Here is an 18,270-nt window from a genome sequence, read left to right on the forward strand (position 1 = left end):
CTGTCATAGGCTCCCCACACGAGTTCGCCATCAGGTGGCTGCTGGACTTGCTCTACTGGAGCATCAGCCGATGGTCGCCAGTTCCGCACCGAGGCTGACGACCGAGCCGGCTTCGGCCTTGACGCGAATGCGGCCCGTCTTCGGTGCAAGAATGCGGGTTTCCATCTTCATCGCTTCGATAACGGCGACAGCGTCGCCTTCCGCCACTTCCGCCCCGTCACCGACCAACCATTGCTGCAACGTGCCAGGGATCGGGGCGGTGACGCCGCCGTCGCTTACAGACGGTGCCGCCTGCTGCACGAGCTGTGGGGCGCCCAGACCGGAAAAAAGTGCAGCCGGAAGGCCGATGGTGTGCCGCTTTCCATCGATCTCGATGAAACTGCGTATGAGCCCACTTTCTGCTGGATCGACGCGGGGAGAAGGGGCCAAACCGTGAAACTCCGTCTCGATCCAGTTGGTGAAGACGCGGAAGCCATCCTCGCCGGTGAAATCGCGCTCATCCAGCACCGCCCTGTGGAAGGGCAGCACGGAGGCGACCCCCTCGACACGGAATTCGGCCAGCGCCCTTCGAGCCCGGATAAGCGCTTCCTCGCGGTTGGCGCCCGTGACGATCAGCTTTGCCATCATGGAATCGTAGAGGCCGGGGATTTCAGATCCGGTCTCGACGCCAGCATCAATGCGCACGCCAGGCCCTGCAGGGGCGCGGAAGCGGGTGATGAAGCCCGGAGTCGGCAGGAACCCTCGCCCGGGATCCTCGGCATTAATGCGGAACTCGAAGGCATGGCCGCGCGGCTCGGGTGTGTCCGTGAGCGTAAGCGGAAGGCCGTCGGCGATGCGCAACTGCTCGATCACGATGTCTACACCGGTTGTCTCCTCGGTCACCGGATGCTCGACCTGGAGACGGGTGTTTACCTCGAGAAACGAGATCACGCCGTCTTGGGACAGCAGGAATTCCACCGTCCCTGCCCCCGTATAGCCGGCTTCCACGCAGATGCCGCGGGCGGCGTCGTGGATGCGCGCTCGCTGTTCCGCGGTGATGAAGGGGGCCGGAGCCTCTTCCACGAGCTTCTGGTTGCGGCGCTGCAGCGAGCAGTCGCGCGTACCGAGGACGACCGTATTGCCGTGGCTGTCGGCGATGACCTGCGCCTCGATGTGACGAGGGCGGTCGAGGAATTGCTCCGCATAGCATTCACCGCGTCCAAAGGCCTCCTTCGCCTCGCGCACGGCTGAATCGAACAGTTCGCCGACCTCTTCCAGCCGCCAGGCCACCTTCATGCCGCGGCCGCCGCCGCCAAAAGCCGCCTTGATGGCGAGCGGCAGACCGGCTTGCTTGGCGAAGTCGACCGCCTCGGCAGCCGAAGCGAGCGGACCGTCCGAACCTTTGACGAGCGGCGCCCCGACCTTGGCAGCGATCCGGCGAGCTTCGACCTTGTCGCCGAGCGCTGTTATGACTTCGGGTGCAGGCCCTACCCAGGTGAGGCCCGCGTCGATGACTGCTCGCGCGAATTCCGCGCGCTCCGACAGGAAGCCGTAACCGGGATGAACCGCGTCGGCGCCGGCGCGGCGGGCAATTTCGAGGATCTTTTCGATGTTGAGATAAGTCTCCGCCGGGCGGCCGGGACCGAGGCCGTAGGCCTCGTCGGCGACCTCGGCATGGAGCGATGCCGCATCGGCATCTGAATAAATGGCGACCGAGGCGACGCCGTAATCGCGCGCGGCCCGGGCGATGCGGATGGCGATTTCACCGCGATTGGCGATGAGCAACTTTTTCATCGGTCGGTATCCTTCACATGCGGGTCGAAGGCGGCGATCGGATTGAAACGGATGCGCGCGCCGATTGGGATCTGGCCAGCCAGGTCAAGGTGATGGGTTGCCACCACGCCGATCACCGGATAGCCGCCGGTCAGGGGGTGGTCGGCAAGGAAGAGCACTGGCTGGCCGCTGTGTGGCACCTGTATCGAGCCGAGCGCCGTGCCTTCGGATGGAAGCTCCGCCGCGTCGCGTCGTTCAAGCGCTGCGCACCCCGAGAGGCGCACGCCGACGCGGCTCGATTCGGCAGTGACCTCCCAATCCTGCGAGAGAAATGTCTGCACGCCTTTGTCCGTAAACCAGTCGGTTCGCGGGCCGAGCACTACGTCAAGAGACACGCTCTCCTCCGCGCGCGGCAGGTGTTTCGGTTCGGGCCGGTGCGGGTCGACGGCGCATGCCGGACCGTTCGCTGGAACGAGCACATCGTCCATCGCAATCGCCGGTGGCCCGATCTTCGCTAGCGTGTCGGTCGAGGCTGAACCGAGAACAGGCTCGACAAGGAAGCCACCGCGCAGTGCCAGATAGCTGCGCATCCCTTCGCTTGGCACGCCGAGCGTTAGCTCGTCGCCGGCATCGAGCGCGAACGGGCGAGCGAAGGGGGCGGAGACCGCGCGGCCGCCGGCCGTGCGTATCTCAAGCGGGCACGGCGCGCCCGTTAACGCGAGCGTGACTGGTCGGTCGGCCCTGAGCGCGAAGCCGCCGAAAGTTACCTCGATCGCCGCGGCGTCACGCGGGTTGCCGACGCAAAGGTTAGCTTCGCGTAGCGCGGCGCGGTCGAGTGCGCCGGATTCCGAAACTCCCTGATCTGCCCTCCCCGGACGCCCGAGGTCCTGATAAAGAGCCGGTCGGTCCGCGCGGATGACGCGCAACCCCTCTGCCGGCGGCGCGGCGTCCGCCTGCGGTTCTGGCACGGAGGCCGGCACGAGGGCGCCCTTGGCCATGTCGCGAAAACGCACGCGATCGCCGGGGGCAAGCAGCGCCGCCCGGGGGCGGGCTGTATCCCACATGCGCACGGGTGTTTTGCCGAGCAGCTGCCAACCGCCGGGGCTGTCAGTGGGGTAGATGCCACCGAACTTGCCGGCGATCGCCACGGAGCCGGCCGGAATGCGCACCCGCGGGGCCTTGCGGCGCGGCACGTCGAACGCGGGATCATCACAGGTCATGTAGGCGAAGCCGGGCGCGAAGCCGGTGAAGGCTACGGTATAGGTCGCCTCTGTGTGGCGGCGGATGAGCTCTTCCACCGACCAGCCGAGGAGTTCGGCAACGTCGCCGAGGTCCTCGCCGTCGTAAGTCACAGGGATGTCGAACGTCTCGCCCTGCCGCGCGCTCCGCATCGATAGATCGATTCGCGCAACGAATTCCTCGATCGCGGGACGATTCGTGGCGAGCGGATCGAAGCGGATCATCACGGTGCGTGCGGCCGGAACGAGCTCCTTCACCTCCTCCGGTCCGGCGGCCAACAAACGGTCGAGCAACGTCAACGTCGTTTCCAGGTCGTCCAATTCGACCAGGAGAGCATCAGCGCCGGCGGGCAGAAATCGTAGGCGGTCAGCCATTGGCGGCAACCTGGATCAACCCGGCGAAGGGCTTCAGCTCGACACCATTTTCGATGAGCCTGTCGCGCAAGCTGCGGGCGAGTGCAACTGCGGAGGGCGTGTCGCCGTGGATGCAGATGGATTGGGCTTCGATGACGATCTCCGTGCCATCGATGGCGGAAATCCGACGCTCGCTCACCATGCCCAGCATCCGGTCTGCGACGAGCTCCGCATCGTGAATGACCGCACCGGGCAGCCGGCGGCTGACAAGGGTGCCGTCGGCATTGTAGGAACGATCGGCGAAGGCTTCGCACACGACCGTCAACCCGGCCGCGCGGGCACGCTCGACGATCGGGGCCCCAGCGAGCGCCATCAGAATCAGCGACGGATCGACAGCCTTGATTCCGGCGATCACGTCATCGGCTTGGCGAATATCGTTGGAGATAGTGTTGTAGAGCGCTCCGTGCGGCTTGACGTAGCGGACTGCGGTGCCGGCAGCCTTCGCGAGTCCCTGCAGGGCGCCGATCTGGTAGATCGTGTCGCCCACGAGTTCGGCGCTCGACGGGTCCATGTTGCGCCGGCCGAACCCGACCAAGTCTCGATAGCCGATATGGGCGCCGACCGAGACGCCGCGCCGCGCGGCCTCGCGTAGAACGGCAAGGATGCCCGCCGGATCGCCTGCATGAAAGCCGCAGGCGATATTAGCACTGGTGACGATGCCAAGCATCGAGGTGTCGTCACCCATCGGCCAGGGGCCGAAGCTTTCGCCGAGATCGCTATTAAGATCGATGACTGCCATTGTCTTAGCCTGTTCGAGTGGTTGCTTGGCGCGATCCTACGGCGGCTCACGAGTTCATGACGTTTCGTGGCCGTCCGTTAGGATCCGACCTTTGGTTTGCACGAGTGCCGATTACCCATCGCTGCGCATCACCCGCTTTGGCCTTCTTTGCCGCTAACGCGCCTGGATGCGTCGTCATCATTGTGCTGCAAGCTCCATGATCTTGACCTGATCGGCTTCAGCGCGATCCAAGATGCCGGACAAACGACCCTGCCGTATCGTCATGACACGGTCACTCATGCCGAGGATCTCGGGCATCTCCGAAGAAATCATGATCACCGCTAGACCTTCACTGGCAAGATTTGAGATCATGCGATGGATCTCCGCCTTAGCGCCCACGTCGATACCGCGGGTAGGCTCGTCGAGAATAAGGATGCGCGGCTTCGTCAACAGCCAGCGGGCAATAAGTACCTTCTGCTGGTTGCCGCCGGAAAGATTCAGGATCAACTCTTCCATGTTTGGGGTCTTGACGCGCAGCGCGCTTGTCATTGCCGCGCAGTCGCGGAATAGGCATTTCTGATCGACGAAGCCACGCCGGACATAGCCGCTGCGCAGAGCCGCCATCTGCATGTTCTCCTGGATGTTGAGGAGCAGAAAACAGCCGGACTCCTTGCGTTCCTCAGTGAGGAAGGCCATGCCGTGTTCCATGGCGACAGCAGGCGAGTTCACAACCACCTTCTTGCCACCAATCTCGATGGTACCCGAGGTCGCCGGAGTGACGCCAAAGATCGTCTCGGCAATATTGGAGCGACCCGATCCAACCAGACCCGCGATGCCCAGGATCTCGCCGGCCCGCAAGTCGAAAGAGATGCCCTCGAAGACCCCGGCCAGTCCGAGATTGCGGGCTCTCAGCACGACCTCGCCGATCGGCGCGGGTGTCTTCGGAAACATCTGCGAAAGCTCGCGACCAACCATCATTCGAATTACGTCGTCGCGGGTGACCTCGTTGGCGGCTTTAGTCGCGATGTACTTGCCGTCACGAAAGATCGAGACCTCATCAGCGATTTCGAAAAGCTCGTTCATCTTGTGAGTTATGTAGATGATCCCCTTTCCCGATTCCCTCAGTGTTCGGATGATCCGAAAAAGGTGCTCGACCTCACGCTCGGTCAGAGTCGAGGTAGGCTCGTCCATGATCAGGACGTCTGATTCATAGGAAACCGCCTTTGCGATCTCGACCATTTGTCGACTGGCGACCGAGAGCTTACCCACCTGCTCGTCCGGGTCGATATCGATCCCGAGCCGGTCGAAGAGCTCCAGCGTGCGGCGGCGCAACTCGTCGTGGTCGATAAATCCGAATCGGTTCTTCGGCTCGCGGCGAATCCATATATTCTCCGAGACGGTCATCGGCGCCATGAGGTTGAGCTCTTGGTGGATCATTGCGATTCCGTTGTCGAGCGCGTCGAGCGGGCTGCTCAGCCGGATCGGCTGGCCGCGCCACTTAAACGTTCCGGAATCCGGCGTGTAGATACCGGCAATGATCTTCATCAATGTCGACTTGCCGGCGCCGTTCTCGCCCATGAGCGCATGCACGCTGCCGCGGCGGACCCGGAAAGAGACGTTGTCGAGCGCAACGACCCCGCGAATTCCTTGCGGACGTTTTCGACCTCCAAGAGATACTCGGAGTTTGGCAGCGCACCGGTTTCGCGAACGACCTTTATGGTAGATGGTGACAGCATGCTGGTTAGCCTTTCACGCTCCGCCCTTCGGCATTGGACTTGACAGAAGTGATGCGCCGCAACGTCGATACCCGCCTGAGACCGATCGGCTGGTTTATGATGTACTCATTGGCGATCTGATTCATTCTTTTCCCCTCTGCACTTGGGTGTCCGGCCGCGTGCTGTTGATACGGACCACCCCCTCCTTGCTGTTCCTCTAAGCAGACTGCCGGATCGTCAGCGAAAACGGCAGAATGACGTTGCGGTTGTGATCGTTCGCTGCGTGCGGCTCGTTGATCAGCTCCGCAATGGCAGGGCCGAAGTCGAATGCCGGAACCTTGACGGTCGTGAGCCAAGGAGCGAGCCACTCGTTCACACGATTGTCGTCGAAGCCAAAAATGATCAGGTCATCGGGAATCCGCATGTTCTTCTCCATGGCAGCCCGATAAACACCGTAGGCGATCATGTCGTTGGCGCAGAAAACTGCGTACCGACGGCTGCGGTCAGCCAGAAGAAGCGAGCCCCGTTGGTAGCCGGCCTCCATCGTGAAAGCGCACTCGAACTGGAGGACTTGGCGCATTTCGCCGGCACCTGCGAGAAAGCCCTCAAGGCGTCGACTGCTTCCCGGATAGTGTCGCGGCCCGTGGATTGCTACACAGTTCTCGTAGCCTTGCTCGATGAAATAGCGACCTACCGCGAAACCAGCGGCGAAGTTGTCAATTCCGACATAGGGAGCGACAATGCCGGGCGCGGGCCGGCGATTCACGAATATCAAGTTGTTTTGCCGCTCGGCCATCTCACGCAGCCGCGGCGTATCCATCGCACCTTGCAGAACGATGGCTCGCGCCCGCAAGCCCTGCGCATCGGCGAGCAGGCGGTCCTGCTTTTCAGGGTTTTCAGCCGTGTTCGCGAGCACCAATGAAAGGCCGATACCCTTGAGCGCATTCTCGACCGACGCTGCAACATCGGCGGTAAACAGGTTGGTTGCATCGGGCACCAGCATCACCACCACCCGGCTGTTCGCCAAGCGAAGCGAGCGCCCGATCTCCGAAGGGGTGTAACCGAGCTCCTCTGCAGCACTGCGCACACTCTCAAGGGTTTCAGGAGCAATCGCGCTCGTCTTCCCCGTGAAGAACCGCGAAACCGTGGCGGTCGAAACCCCCGAAAGGCGTGCTACATCGCGGATAGTCGGCGGCTTGGCCATTTCATTTTGTCCAGATGTCCGAGGATGTGCGCGATCATCCTACCTTACGTGCCTAGTTTCCATCGCGGGCAGGGTTTTTCGTTCGGCGAATTTTCACCTTTCAACCTTGCTCTGCCCTTCGACCGGCTAATGTGCCACATTGAAGTTGATGAATCCCGTGATGTAAACGTGTACACTAGGCAAATCGGCAATGTCAACGATTACATCGAGCGCCCTTTCGAGAAGCAAAGCAAATTAGACGGCGATTCAGGACGGAGGACACCGGCTTTGGCCAGGGCAGTCCGGCAGCGTGGCGCAATTGAGGATCACAAGCGCACGCCCATCAGGTGCGACTAGGTAAATTTTTGCGAGTCCCTGCTCTCTTCTAAGCAGACTTTCTGATCGTCAGCGCAAATGGAAGAATAACGTTCCTATTTGGATCGTTCGGGGCGATCGGCTCATGAATGAGCTTCGCGATGGCAGGGCCGAAATCGAACGCTGGGACCCTCACAGTGGAGAGCCAAGGTGCCAGCCACTCGTTCAATCGATTGTCGTCGAAGCCGAAGATCACAAGATCGTCAGGTACCCGCATGTTCTTCTCCATCGCGGCGCGATGGACGCCATAGGCAATCATGTCGTTGCCGCAGAATATCGCATATCGGCGGCTGGGATCAGCGAGTAGCAGCTGACCTTGCCGGTAACCCGCCTCCATTGTGTACGCACTCTCAAATTGGAAGACCGGACGCACCTGCCCGAGTCCTGCGAGAAATCCATCAAGGCGCTCAGTACTGCCGGAGTAATGGCGTGGTCCGTGGATCGCAACGCAATTCTCATAGCCGCGCTCAACGAAGTAGCGCCCGACCGCAAAACCCGCGGCGAAGTTGTCGACGCCCACGTAAGGAGCGACGATCCCTGGAGCAGGCCGACGATTAACAAAGATAAGGTTGCCCTGCCGCGACGCCGTGTCACGCAGTCGCGGCGTATCTATAGCACCTTGGAGCACAATTGCCCGCGCCCGCAGACCTTGCGCATCGGAGAGTAGCCGGTCCTGCTGTTCCGCGTTTTCGGAAGCGTTTGCCAGCACCATCGACAGCCCGAATTCTTTAAGCGCCTGTTCGACTGACACGGCAACGTCCGCGGTAAATGGATTTGTTGCATCGGGGACCAACATCACGACCACACGGCTGCGGGCTAGACGAAGCGAGCGCCCAATCTCTGATGGCGTATATCCGAGAGCCTCAGCGGCATTGCGTACACTCTCGATGGTCTCGGGCGCAATCGCATCCGTTTTCCCGGTAAAATATCGGGAAACTGTGGCGGTCGATACGCCCGAGAGGCGTGCCACGTCGTGGACAGTCGGCGGCTTGCTCATCTAACTCGCTCAATTCAAGAGAAAATTTCTCGCTGTGCCACGTTTGAGGCCAATCGGGGCCGTATCGCGGCGTGGCATTTGATCAAGTAGATTGACTAGCGTCAACGATTACATTCGCAGCGCGTATCTCGAGAATGAATCCGAAAGGCGGCTGCCTCGGTTACCGAACCCGTTGGGTGAGACAGACGAGGTGTTTCGTCGCTCTCGTCTGGTTGCACCCAGCGCTATGACGCACGGCAGGTTTCTGGTTTTGACCGATCGCGGCCAGAAAGCGAGCGAAGCAAGGCTCCGACAACGACTATCAAAGTTGAGCACGTGAGCCGATTGGTCTTGTCATCGAGGCTATTCACGTTAGCCGTAGAATGCGGGACGCAATTCAACCGTGAGATGCGCTGTGGTGTCAGTGTCGAGCGCCGCCACGATCTGTTCCGCAAGCGAGGTCGTGACGTAACCGTCCCATGCGCTAGCACCGTCGTTGGGCTCACCGCTCCTTACCGACCTTACCCAAGCGTTCATCTGAGTCGCATAGGCATTGCGGAAGCGCGGTATCCAATTGTCCGGGTAGGCCGAGCTGTGCTGACCCGAAACATTCCTGACAGTGGCAGTTGGGAGGGCAGTTTCTATGGTTCCATTGCGCCCGACGAGTTGCGAATGCACATGATAACCGTAGCCGCAGTTCATGAAGATCTCGGTTGAAACGATTTCCTCCTGGTCGGTCTGCATTGTGATCATCAGCGGGTCACCAACCGGCCCCGAATGGACCCGTGCCGACACCATCTCCGAGCCGAGCAGCCATCTACTCATGTCGATCTCGTGGACAAAGGCATTCGTTACCGACATAGGTCCGCTGAACCATGCAGGCACGACCGGATTGCGATGGACATTGTGTAGGATGACCGGTTTTCCAATTTCCCCTTCTTCACACAGACGCTTCATCTCTACATAAGGCGCATCGAAGCGCCGCATGTAACCAACTTGAACCAGTCTCCGCCCTTTGGCGACCTCTGCCTCGACGACTTGGAGCGCCTCGGCCGCGGTGAGTGCGAGCGGCTTTTCACACAGCACCGGCTTACCTTGTTCGATGCAAGCGAGCACAAGGCTTCCATGCATCGCATCCGGTGCGGCGATCACGATGGCTTGGACATCATCGGAATTGATCAGGGCGAATGGCTCCGTGAACACCTTACTTCCGCCGCCTGCGGCACGGGCTCGGCCTTCATCAGCATCGCAAACGGCGGCAAGATGCGCCCCGCTGGTCTCCTCGCGCACAATGCGGGTATGTTCGGAGCCCATCACTCCGGTTCCAATTACACCGATCGCGACGCTCATTTCGTGCTTATCCGAGCGGAATTGCGGGTTAACGCCAAGGAGTTTTCGATGTTTGTTGTCATTTCCTTGTCTCTCACTCCCCTACTGAGTCGTTGTTCCTGCGCGTGGCGGCTGCGGGTGACGTGCTAGCGCGAAGGTTCCTTTTCACCGGCAGCGCGTTAGCCCGCAGTTTCTGACACCACGTCTGAAACTCATAGTGTTCGCACGATGATGTTAACGTATACAAAATTCAATTTGCGTGTATGTCAACGATAACAATCAGTTTACACTGAAGAGAGCAATCCTTGTGGTAACTTCTACCGACCGGCTCCTGAGTAGTCAGTTTAGAAGTCCGGCACGTGCCCCGCGCTCGCGGCGCGGTGGAAATCATGTCGAGGTAGGATGCTCAGTCTTAGAAGCCTGGAAGTCTTTTATTGGGCAGGATGCCTGCGCAGCTTCTCCAAGGCAGCAGAGAAGCTCAACACCACTCAGCCGACAATCTCACAACGGGTCGGGGCGATGGAGGAAGCCATCGGCGAACCCTTGTTCGATCGAATGGCAAAACCCATAGCCCTGACAAGGGTCGGACGCACTCTCTTCGGCCATGCAGAATTGCTTCTGCGGCAGGTCGCCGTCATGGAGCGCGATCTTGAACTCAACCGACACCTTCACTGTAGGATACGCCTTGGCGTTTCGGAGACTATTGTTCAAACATGGCTTTCGCGATTTCTCGAACAGGCCTCGCGGCGGTTTCCAAACATGGACTTCGACATGACGGTGGACGTCACGCCGTCGATGCGCGTTGCCTTGCAAAAGGGTGAAATCGACATCGCCCTGATGCTTGGCCCCGCTGTCCTCGAGGGTTTCACCTGTGTAAAACTGAAGGACTACCCTCTGCGGTTCTATGCGATCCCTGGACTTGTCCCAGACGAACTGCTCACATATCAGAAAGCCTCCGCCGTCCCTATCTTGACCTATCCTCGCAATACCTACCCGTTTGACTATCTCCGGGAGCTGGTATTCCAAAAAACCGGTCGACCCCCTCGGATCTTCGCGAACTCATCAATCTCGACAATCGAGAAACTGGCGCTCGACGGCATAGGCGTCGCACTTGTTGCAGAGGGAACGCTCGGCGCGGCAAGGGACGACAAGATTCTTCAGCCTGTTCCAAGCGAAATAGAGCTCCCGCCTTTAAAATTTTACGCGTTCTACCCGTTGGGCTTCGGTAGTGAAATGCTTGAGGAACTCGCGGCGATCGCGCAGCGGGTTGCTAGTGACGACCCCCACGCTGAGTGAAAGGACGCATTCGATTTCCTTATGCCGCTCGATCACGGATTATAATTTTACTTTAAGTCATTGCTGAGCTTGTCTTCGAGCGTACACAGACTGTGGAGCTTCGGGTGACAGTTCAGCCTCCCAACCATTTCGAACCGACTGCAGAGTCAATCCAAGCGGCTCGGGATCGTATTGCGGAATACGCGGTGCGTACGCCGATCCTGGAGAGCCAAGAGCTGAACCGCCTGGTTGGAACACGTGTGCTTATCAAGCCGGAGAACCTGCAACGTTCCGGCTCCTTCAAGCTTCGCGGTGCCCTGAATAGGGCGTTGCAGCTTAACGCGGCGCAGCGTGATTGCGGCATTGTTACGTGGTCCTCAGGCAACCACGGATTGGCAATCTCCTTTGTAGCCAAAGAGCTTGGAATCAGAGCGACTGTTCTGATGCCTTACGACGCTCCCAAGACGAGGGTCGAGGGTGTCCGACAAAACGGTGCGACCGTCCGGCTCTACGACAAGACAAAGGAAGATCGCGAAGAAATCGACGCGCAAATCTCGGCCGGGAGCGGTGCTGTCATCGTGCCGCCCTATGACGATCCGCACGTCATCACGGGCCAGGCGACCCTGGGTGCGGAAATCGCCCATCAAGCTGGTGAATTGGGTATGTCAATTGATGTTGCGCTATTTTCGTGTTCCGGCGGCGGGCTGGTTTCGGGTGCTGCTTGCGGCGTCCACACTCTCATGCCACGGGCGACAATCTATAGCGTTGAAGCCGCAGGTTTTGACGGGATGGCTCTTTCGCTTGCTACCGGTGAATCACGAAAAGCGCCCGCACTTGGCACGTCGATCTGTGACGCGCTCCTGGTTCCTGCTCCAGGGAAACTGACATTTCCGATATGCCGAAAGCATCTCGCTGGAGGGCTGTCCGTTGTCGACGACGAGGTGAAGGAGGCTATCCGCTTCGCGTATCGTGAATTGAAGCTCGTGGTCGAACCGGGGGGCGCGGTGGCTCTGGCCGCTCTGTTGGCCGGCAAGATCGATATCACAGGAAAAACCGCGGCGATCCTACTCAGCGGCGGCAATGTCGATGCTGAGAAGTTCGCTGCATATATCACCACCTCGTCCGAAGCCGGGATATGACATGCTTGACCTACACAGCCCTAAGGGCGAAAAAATCGCGCAAACCATCGAAAATTTCATGACGCTTGATCTCACGGGCGTCGGGCTGATCGGCAGGATTTATGACGCGCTTCAAAAGCGCCAACCGGGCCCGGCTTGCATGATGGCTGCCAAACTGATTTGCGACCGGGTGCGAGACTATGGCGGCCCGATTGTCATTGCCACAGGCTTTCCCGAGGGGGCCGGTGTTCCTGAGACCGATGGCCCCGTGGGCGCCGCGCTCCTCGCCCGTGCATTCTTTCTGGGGTTGGGTGTTGAAACGGTCATCCTGACAGATGACGACTGGGTCGAAATGATGATCGGGACTTGCCGGGGGGCCGGCCTTTCTCCCCTTCCCTTCCCCGAAGACGGTGTGATCCAGTCGGTAGACTTCATTCGACCGGTCTACATTCGCAGCGTGCCGAAAGACGATGCGGGCTGCCAGGAGATTACGAACTCTCTGCTCGATGCAACCAAACCATCCCTCGTCCTCTCGATTGAGCGCCCAGGAAAAAATGATCGTGGCCTTTATCACGGCCTCGGCGGACGGCCGCTCGACGGGCTTGTGGCCGATCTTGATCAATTTTTCCTTCGTGCGAAGTCCAAGGGCGTTCCGTTTGTTGCTATCGGCGATGGGGGAAACGAATTGGGTATGGGCGTGATCGCAGAAGAGCTCAAGTCCTTCTCACCGAAGGCTAACGACAGCGGCCACCCGGGACGGGGCGGTGTCGCAGCGGCAACAGCTGCCGACCAACTGATCGTTTCAAACGTCTCCAATTGGGGTGCCACCGGGCTTATAGCTGCTCTTTCGGCGCTGCTTGAAAAGCCTTCGATCTTCCATGACGGCGAACTGGAGCGCAGGTGCATAGAACAATGTGTTTCGTTCGGCGGTGTCGACGGCATGTTCATGGGGCCGGAACCGGCAGTGGACGGCATTTCCGCTACCGAGTGGGCAGGTCTTGTGACCACATTGCGCAACACGCTTGAGCGCCTCGCCGGCAGGGTCGTGGGCTGGAAAGGCGATAGCGGCGATTGGCGTCAACTGAAGTGAAAACGGGGGTAGGTATGGGATCGTTGATGCGCGCTTGGCCCGTCTCGGTCTGGAGCTTCCCGAAGCAAACCCTCCTCAAGGGAACTATCTTCCCTTCGTCCAATCGGGTCGCCGGCCAGGGCCCGCGCAAGGGTGGTCAGCTAATCTATAGGGGCGTCATCGGCGGTTATTTGACCCTACGGATGGCCCGTTGAATACACTGGCACAGTTGTGCTCCGCCTGCAGCGGTGACGTTGATCGGGTCGTTCGGCTCGTCCGACTCGCGGGCCTAGTCCTTGCACTGATGATTTCGAAGACCAGGCAAAGGTGCTCAACGCAGCCTCAGATCTGACGTGCAATGTTCTGGGGGAGGCAGGCCGTCACGTCCGGGTTGCCTCGGGGACGCGCGCGCTTCCCTCGGGCATGGCCGTGGAAATCGAAGCTGTTGCCGAGATTCGCTAGTGAAGAGAGAGCGCTGCCAAAGGTCCGACCTAACGGGGTTGGACTAGACTTAGACTAGAAGTGCATCGGATCAACGCCGCGTCCACGGCTGAAACAGTGCCCAAACCAATAACTGAGGCCCGAGCCGACGCCCGAGGCCTCGATTACGAGCTCCGCCCCTTGCCGAAGGTGGCGAATGCGAGCGAGGCCGTCCGACTGCAGTGTCCTCGCAGGCGATATCCGCTTCTCGCCTCAGGATCGGGAGAGATCAAGCGGGGTTTAGTCTTCATCGTTCCCATAAATGCCTGGATGGTGTTGAAACTCCTGCCGCAACGGCATTGGTTTTGCTTTTGCGGAACCAATGCTGTAGGCGGCAAGGACAGCCTTCAGGGCTATTGGACGATAGCGCGCCGAGAGATCGGGAGCTTTCTCACAGCCTTTATCCATGTTGGAAGTCATCCGACGGTCCTTTAAGCTCACTCATCCGGTAAACGATTGCTGTGGCCCGCCCGAAATTTTGACTTTCGGCCGGGCCAGGCTGTATATGAGCATCGCAATTCGTGATCCAAGCCGTACCCAGGCTCAAGAGATGCGCTTGTATTTATTGAGTGTGACCGATTGGATCCATTGGCCCGCCTTCGCACCGAATGCCTTCATTGAATCCGTGTTGTTGTGCAGGTCAAGCGACTGCTCATCCTCCCAGATCTCATAAAATACGAACTCTCCGGATCGCTCGAGCGACACGTGCAGATCGTACTGGACGAACCCCGGTTCCGTCTTTGCAAAGGAAACGAGCTCTAGCAGGGCTTCGCGGAGTTGATCCTCCTTTCCTTGATGCGCGATAACCGTTGCAACGACGACAAGTTTTTCTTTCATGTTTCACCTGTTTTTCAGAGGTTTTTAGCCGGTTAATTTCGGGGTCAAGCATCAGCTAACTGCGGTTGGGGCTCGATGGATACTTTTGACCGAATTGAATTTGCGATGAAGCATCCCTTGTGCGCGCGGTGATGCAATCGAGCCAAAGTCTCTCGATCTGGCTGCTTCTCCGCGCTGAAGGATACTCTGGGTCGAAGGGTGATCGACGATACCCAGTGGAAGCCCACAGGACTTTTCGCGACGGTGCCGATTGCTTCGTCCGCATAGGTGCTGACTTTATAACCGCTAGCTTCGCAGATCGCGAGGAAGTACAGCATGTGGCAACTTGCGAGCGCAGAAACGAGCAACTGTTCTGGATCGGCCAGCTCGCTGTTGCCCAGATAATCCGGGGCTGCCGAAACAGGTATGCTTACTTTTGGGCTGATGATGGACTGATGGTCGCGGCTGTACGTGCCAGGTTGTTTGCTATGCTCAGTCGCGGTCCATTCAATGCGAGCGGTGTGTTCAGACATGCTGTGCTCCCGATATGATTGATTTCAAGGATGGCAGGCAATTTGCCTGGAGCTTCTTCACCTGACGGACTGTGAGTCCGCTGACAGATCGGTGACCAGCATGAAGCCCGGCTCATGTGTGATCGCCAGATCGAGTTTCGCCTGCTGAAGCGCCAGCTGCGGCGTCACGCCACAGGCCCAGAAACCGAGCATGTCACCCGGTTCGATGACCGGCGGATCTCCGTAATCCGGTCTGTTGATGTCTTTGATGCCAATCTCGGCGGGGTTTCCTATGTGAACCGGGGCGCCGTGGGCGAGTGGGTAACGTTCGGACAAGATGATCGCCTGGATGGTGTCGGCCGGCCGGAATGCTCGCATCGACACCACCATCGAACCGGCAAATGGCCCTGCAGGGCTGGTCGGCAGGTTCGTTGCGTACATCGGAACGTTGCGATTGGCACTGATGTGACGGATATCGATCCCGGCGCGAAGGATGGCGCTCTCGAACGAGAACGAGCAACCAAGCGCAAAGGTCACCAGATCGTCTCGCCAAATGTCAGAGAGGTTTTCTACTGTCTCCGTGTGCACGCCAGATCGGTAGACGCGATATCGTGCCACATCTGTGCGAATGTCGATCGAACCCAATTCAGGCAAGCCCGGATTCCCCGGCTTGCCAATGCCAAGCAACGGGCAACTCTTAGGATTGCGCTCGCAAAACATATGAAAGTCGGATGCATGCCGTTCAGGCAAGATCACAAGATTGGCTTGCATGAACCCCTCGGCAAACCCGGTGGTCGGGACGCGAAGGCTCCCTTGGCGGATCAATTGTCGAACTTCGGAAGCCGACATTGATGCTTTTGCTGCAACTGACTCCATTGACATGCGAACCTCGTATGCAGGGAAGGACGTATCGGACTTAGTGTTGCTGTAATGCTGACACCATCACCTCAGCGATCGCTATGTCGGCATCCACCGGTCCCCCCGACGCGCCAACTCCCCCAATGACGGTCTTGCCGTCGTGGACCGGCAATCCGCCGCCGAAGACGACAAATGGCCTGCGTCCGCCGAGCGCATCAAGCCCATAGAGCGCTGCGCCTGGCTGCACTATTTCGAGCCAGTTTCCGGAAGGCGAGCGCAGGGCCAGAGCGGTATATGCCTTGCCTTGCGCAATCTCGACTGTCGAAAGTGCGGCGTCGTCCACACGCAAGAATGCCATCAGGTTGCCGCCGGCATCAACAATCGCAAGAGAAGAAGGCTCTCCAAGCTCCCGTGCTTTCGCCGCGCCGACCTCAATGGCTTTGAGCGCTGATTCATGCGTAATCATCTTGGCCATTTTCGTACCCTCGCCGTTGACCTTAGTTGTAGATGCCGCCATCGACATTGATCGACTGAGCAGTGACATACGAAGCCTCATCCGAGGCGAGATAGACGAACAACGGAGCCACCTCTTGCGGCGTAGCTTGCCGCCCAAGCGGAATGACTGTCGGAACCAGGGCTTCCTGCTTGTCCCTGCCGCCAATATAGTCGATGGCCGGCTGGTTGAACGGCGTGTCGATCCATCCGGGGCAAACAGCGTTTACGCGTATTCCGTCGCGAGCCAATTCGAGGGCAAGCGTTGTGGTCAACCCGATTATGGCCGCCTTCGATGCGGAATAGGCTAGCAATCCCGGGGCGCCGCGCTTGCCGGCCAGCGACGACATCATGACAATCGAGGATTTGCCAGCCTCGCGGAGATGTTTGACGGACTCGCGCGCAAAGATGAAATTTGCACGCACGTTGATCGTGAAAACCTTGTCCCAATTGCTTGTACTAAAGTCTTCGACTTTGCCGGAGAGTTGGACGCCCGCATTCAGGCACAGTGTGTCCATCCCCTTCATCCACGCGACTGATTGAGCGATCGCGGATTTGATTTCCTCTTCCTGCGAGATATCCGCTTTGAAGAAGCGAACCCGCCCGCCAAATCGCTTTTCGACTTCGGAGCCCTTGTCCGCGTCGATGTCGACTACGGAAACAATCGCGCCTTCCGCAACGAAGGCCTCAAGTATGGCAAGACCGATATTCGCTACGCCTCCCGTCAAGAGAACGCGCTTTCCTGACAAACGTCCGGACATGGATTTGCTCCCAATTAGATCACTACCGACCAGTTCACTTCACACTTCGGGCACCGGTACTACGCGTGCTCACCCGTGCTGGATGTTCTCCATAATGGCTTCGTTGACGGCGGAGGATGCCTCCATCTGCGGCATGTGGCCGGCGCCCGGGATGATGCGCAGCTGGACATTGCCGGGCACTTCGGCTTGCTGCGGCACCGGGACGATCCCATCGCGCTCGCCCCAGATGAGCGTCACCGGGCACGTCAACGCCTGAAGCTGGTCGCCGATCGACTGCAGCTGGCCATTGTCGTCGGCAATCGTGTCGGCGATCGCCGACAGCGCCTCCGGCACACCCTCGAGCCGCTTGAAGCGAAGCGTTCCCTCGACCATGTCGCTGGTGATCTTCGACGGATCGGCGAACAGCCGCTCCAATACGCCGAGCAGCGGGCGGCGGCGCTCCGCCGCAACGAAGTCGACGAGGAAATCCCGGCTGATCTGGCGGCTCAGCCCGATCGGGGCGATCAGCGTCAGCGAACCGACGCGCGAGGGCCGATTGGCGGCGATCGCCGCGGCGACAGCACCGCCGAAGGAGTGGGCGATGAGGTGAAGCTTGCCGGGCGCGACCGCTTCGACCGCCGCTTCCACGGCAGAGACGATCTTCGGGAAGACATCGCCGCCCGCGATCGGCGACGACGCGCCGTGTCCGGGCAGGTCGATGGCAACCACCCGCATGTTTTCGGCGAGTGCCGACTGGTTGAACAGCCATGTCGAAAGATCGCCGCCAAACCCGTGCAGCAGCACCACCGTCTCGTCGCCCTGCGGTCCAGCTTCGAGAACGTTGACGGCACCCCCATCAACAGCGATCGTTCGCGGCACGGGGACGCCGCCGTCGCCTTCGTCGCCTGCACCAAGCCGGTCGGCATAGCTTGCGATGAAGGCGTCGATCTCTTCCGACGTCGCCGCCGCCTCGGCGATCACCCCGGCCAGGGCACCGACCGGCGCCGTCGTTCCCTCTTTGAGGACGATGCGTCTCAGCGTTCCGGTGGCGGCGGCTTCGACGACATTGGTGACCTTGGTGGTTTCGATCTCCAGGATTTCCTGACCGCGCGTGACATGCTCGCCCTCGCCGACCATCCACTGGGTGATCTTGCCCTCGGTCATCGTCATTCCCCATTTGGGAACGGTGACTGCCTCGATTGACGACATC

16 protein-coding genes and 1 pseudogene are annotated in these 18,270 nt (G+C 59.6%); 3 read left to right on the forward strand and 14 right to left on the reverse strand.

Translation table 11 applies throughout. From position 1 onward, the window contains the following. Nucleotides 1-63: 63 nt before the first annotated feature. From USDA257_RS08645 to USDA257_RS08680, 7 genes and pseudogenes are all read right to left on the reverse strand, one after another. The gene (locus tag USDA257_RS08645) at nucleotides 64-1,773 is read right to left on the reverse strand and encodes an acetyl/propionyl/methylcrotonyl-CoA carboxylase subunit alpha (RefSeq protein ID WP_014762547.1); all 1,710 of its coding nucleotides are present in this window, start codon (nucleotides 1,771-1,773) and stop codon (nucleotides 64-66) included. Further along, nucleotides 1,770-3,365 carry a 5-oxoprolinase subunit B/C family protein gene (locus USDA257_RS08650; protein WP_014762548.1) on the reverse strand — a complete coding sequence of 532 codons (1,596 nt, stop codon included), beginning with the start codon at nucleotides 3,363-3,365 and terminating at the stop codon, nucleotides 1,770-1,772. Before USDA257_RS08650 ends, USDA257_RS08645 begins: the two co-directional genes overlap by 4 nt. After that, complete coding sequence (locus USDA257_RS08655; protein WP_014762549.1) at nucleotides 3,358-4,143, reverse strand: LamB/YcsF family protein; 786 nt, start codon at nucleotides 4,141-4,143, stop codon at nucleotides 3,358-3,360. The genes USDA257_RS08650 and USDA257_RS08655 overlap by 8 nt, the downstream gene beginning before the upstream one ends. Nucleotides 4,144-4,320: 177 nt before the next feature. Beyond that, a pseudogene (locus tag USDA257_RS08660) lies at nucleotides 4,321-5,858 on the reverse strand (sugar ABC transporter ATP-binding protein). Between the two features lie 196 nt (nucleotides 5,859-6,054). Continuing rightward, complete coding sequence (locus tag USDA257_RS08665) at nucleotides 6,055-7,041, reverse strand: LacI family DNA-binding transcriptional regulator (protein ID WP_014762552.1); 987 nt, start codon at nucleotides 7,039-7,041, stop codon at nucleotides 6,055-6,057. A 364-nt stretch (nucleotides 7,042-7,405) separates the two neighbouring features. Beyond that, nucleotides 7,406-8,392, reverse strand: coding sequence for a LacI family DNA-binding transcriptional regulator (locus tag USDA257_RS08675; RefSeq protein ID WP_014762553.1), 987 nt, complete (start codon nucleotides 8,390-8,392; stop codon nucleotides 7,406-7,408). A gap of 351 nt (nucleotides 8,393-8,743) precedes the next feature. Then, nucleotides 8,744-9,721, reverse strand: coding sequence for a Gfo/Idh/MocA family protein (locus tag USDA257_RS08680; protein ID WP_014762554.1), 978 nt, complete (start codon nucleotides 9,719-9,721; stop codon nucleotides 8,744-8,746). A 381-nt stretch (nucleotides 9,722-10,102) separates the two neighbouring features. Between USDA257_RS08680 and USDA257_RS08685 the strand changes: the two genes are divergently transcribed. The 3 genes from USDA257_RS08685 (at nucleotide 10,103) to USDA257_RS08695 (ending at nucleotide 13,183) form a co-directional block, all read left to right on the forward strand. Beyond that, nucleotides 10,103-10,996, forward strand: a complete 894-nt coding sequence (locus USDA257_RS08685; RefSeq protein ID WP_041414022.1) for a LysR family transcriptional regulator — start codon at nucleotides 10,103-10,105, stop codon at nucleotides 10,994-10,996. A 104-nt stretch (nucleotides 10,997-11,100) separates the two neighbouring features. Continuing rightward, nucleotides 11,101-12,114: a threonine ammonia-lyase gene (locus tag USDA257_RS08690; RefSeq protein WP_014762556.1), complete on the forward strand. Its 1,014-nt coding sequence runs from the start codon at nucleotides 11,101-11,103 to the stop codon at nucleotides 12,112-12,114. A gap of 1 nt (nucleotide 12,115) precedes the next feature. Next, on the forward strand, nucleotides 12,116-13,183 hold the full coding sequence (locus USDA257_RS08695; RefSeq protein WP_014762557.1) for a DUF4392 domain-containing protein: 1,068 nt from the start codon (nucleotides 12,116-12,118) through the stop codon (nucleotides 13,181-13,183). Between the two features lie 699 nt (nucleotides 13,184-13,882). Here the strand turns inward: USDA257_RS08695 and USDA257_RS35935 are convergent. The 7 genes from USDA257_RS35935 to USDA257_RS08730 all read right to left on the reverse strand — a co-directional run bounded on the left by USDA257_RS35935 (nucleotide 13,883) and on the right by USDA257_RS08730 (nucleotide 18,269). Continuing rightward, nucleotides 13,883-14,062, reverse strand: coding sequence for a hypothetical protein (locus USDA257_RS35935; RefSeq protein ID WP_014762558.1), 180 nt, complete (start codon nucleotides 14,060-14,062; stop codon nucleotides 13,883-13,885). A gap of 123 nt (nucleotides 14,063-14,185) precedes the next feature. Next, entirely contained in the window at nucleotides 14,186-14,479 is a 294-nt protein-coding gene (locus USDA257_RS08705; protein ID WP_014762559.1) for a putative quinol monooxygenase, read from the reverse strand. 44 nt (nucleotides 14,480-14,523) lie between these two features. Then, nucleotides 14,524-14,991 carry an OsmC family protein gene (locus USDA257_RS33700; protein ID WP_080605550.1) on the reverse strand — a complete coding sequence of 156 codons (468 nt, stop codon included), beginning with the start codon at nucleotides 14,989-14,991 and terminating at the stop codon, nucleotides 14,524-14,526. 57 nt (nucleotides 14,992-15,048) lie between these two features. After that, on the reverse strand, nucleotides 15,049-15,852 hold the full coding sequence (locus USDA257_RS08715; RefSeq protein WP_014762560.1) for a putative hydro-lyase: 804 nt from the start codon (nucleotides 15,850-15,852) through the stop codon (nucleotides 15,049-15,051). Between the two features lie 34 nt (nucleotides 15,853-15,886). Then, entirely contained in the window at nucleotides 15,887-16,303 is a 417-nt protein-coding gene (locus USDA257_RS08720) for a GlcG/HbpS family heme-binding protein (RefSeq protein ID WP_014762561.1), read from the reverse strand. 22 nt (nucleotides 16,304-16,325) lie between these two features. Next, nucleotides 16,326-17,081: an SDR family NAD(P)-dependent oxidoreductase gene (locus tag USDA257_RS08725; RefSeq protein WP_014762562.1), complete on the reverse strand. Its 756-nt coding sequence runs from the start codon at nucleotides 17,079-17,081 to the stop codon at nucleotides 16,326-16,328. 69 nt (nucleotides 17,082-17,150) lie between these two features. Continuing rightward, nucleotides 17,151-18,269, reverse strand: a complete 1,119-nt coding sequence (locus tag USDA257_RS08730) for an acetoin dehydrogenase dihydrolipoyllysine-residue acetyltransferase subunit (RefSeq protein ID WP_014762563.1) — start codon at nucleotides 18,267-18,269, stop codon at nucleotides 17,151-17,153. Nucleotide 18,270: the final 1 nt, after the last annotated feature.

Source organism: Sinorhizobium fredii USDA 257, from assembly GCF_000265205.3.
Lineage (GTDB): Bacteria > Pseudomonadota > Alphaproteobacteria > Rhizobiales > Rhizobiaceae > Sinorhizobium > Sinorhizobium fredii_B.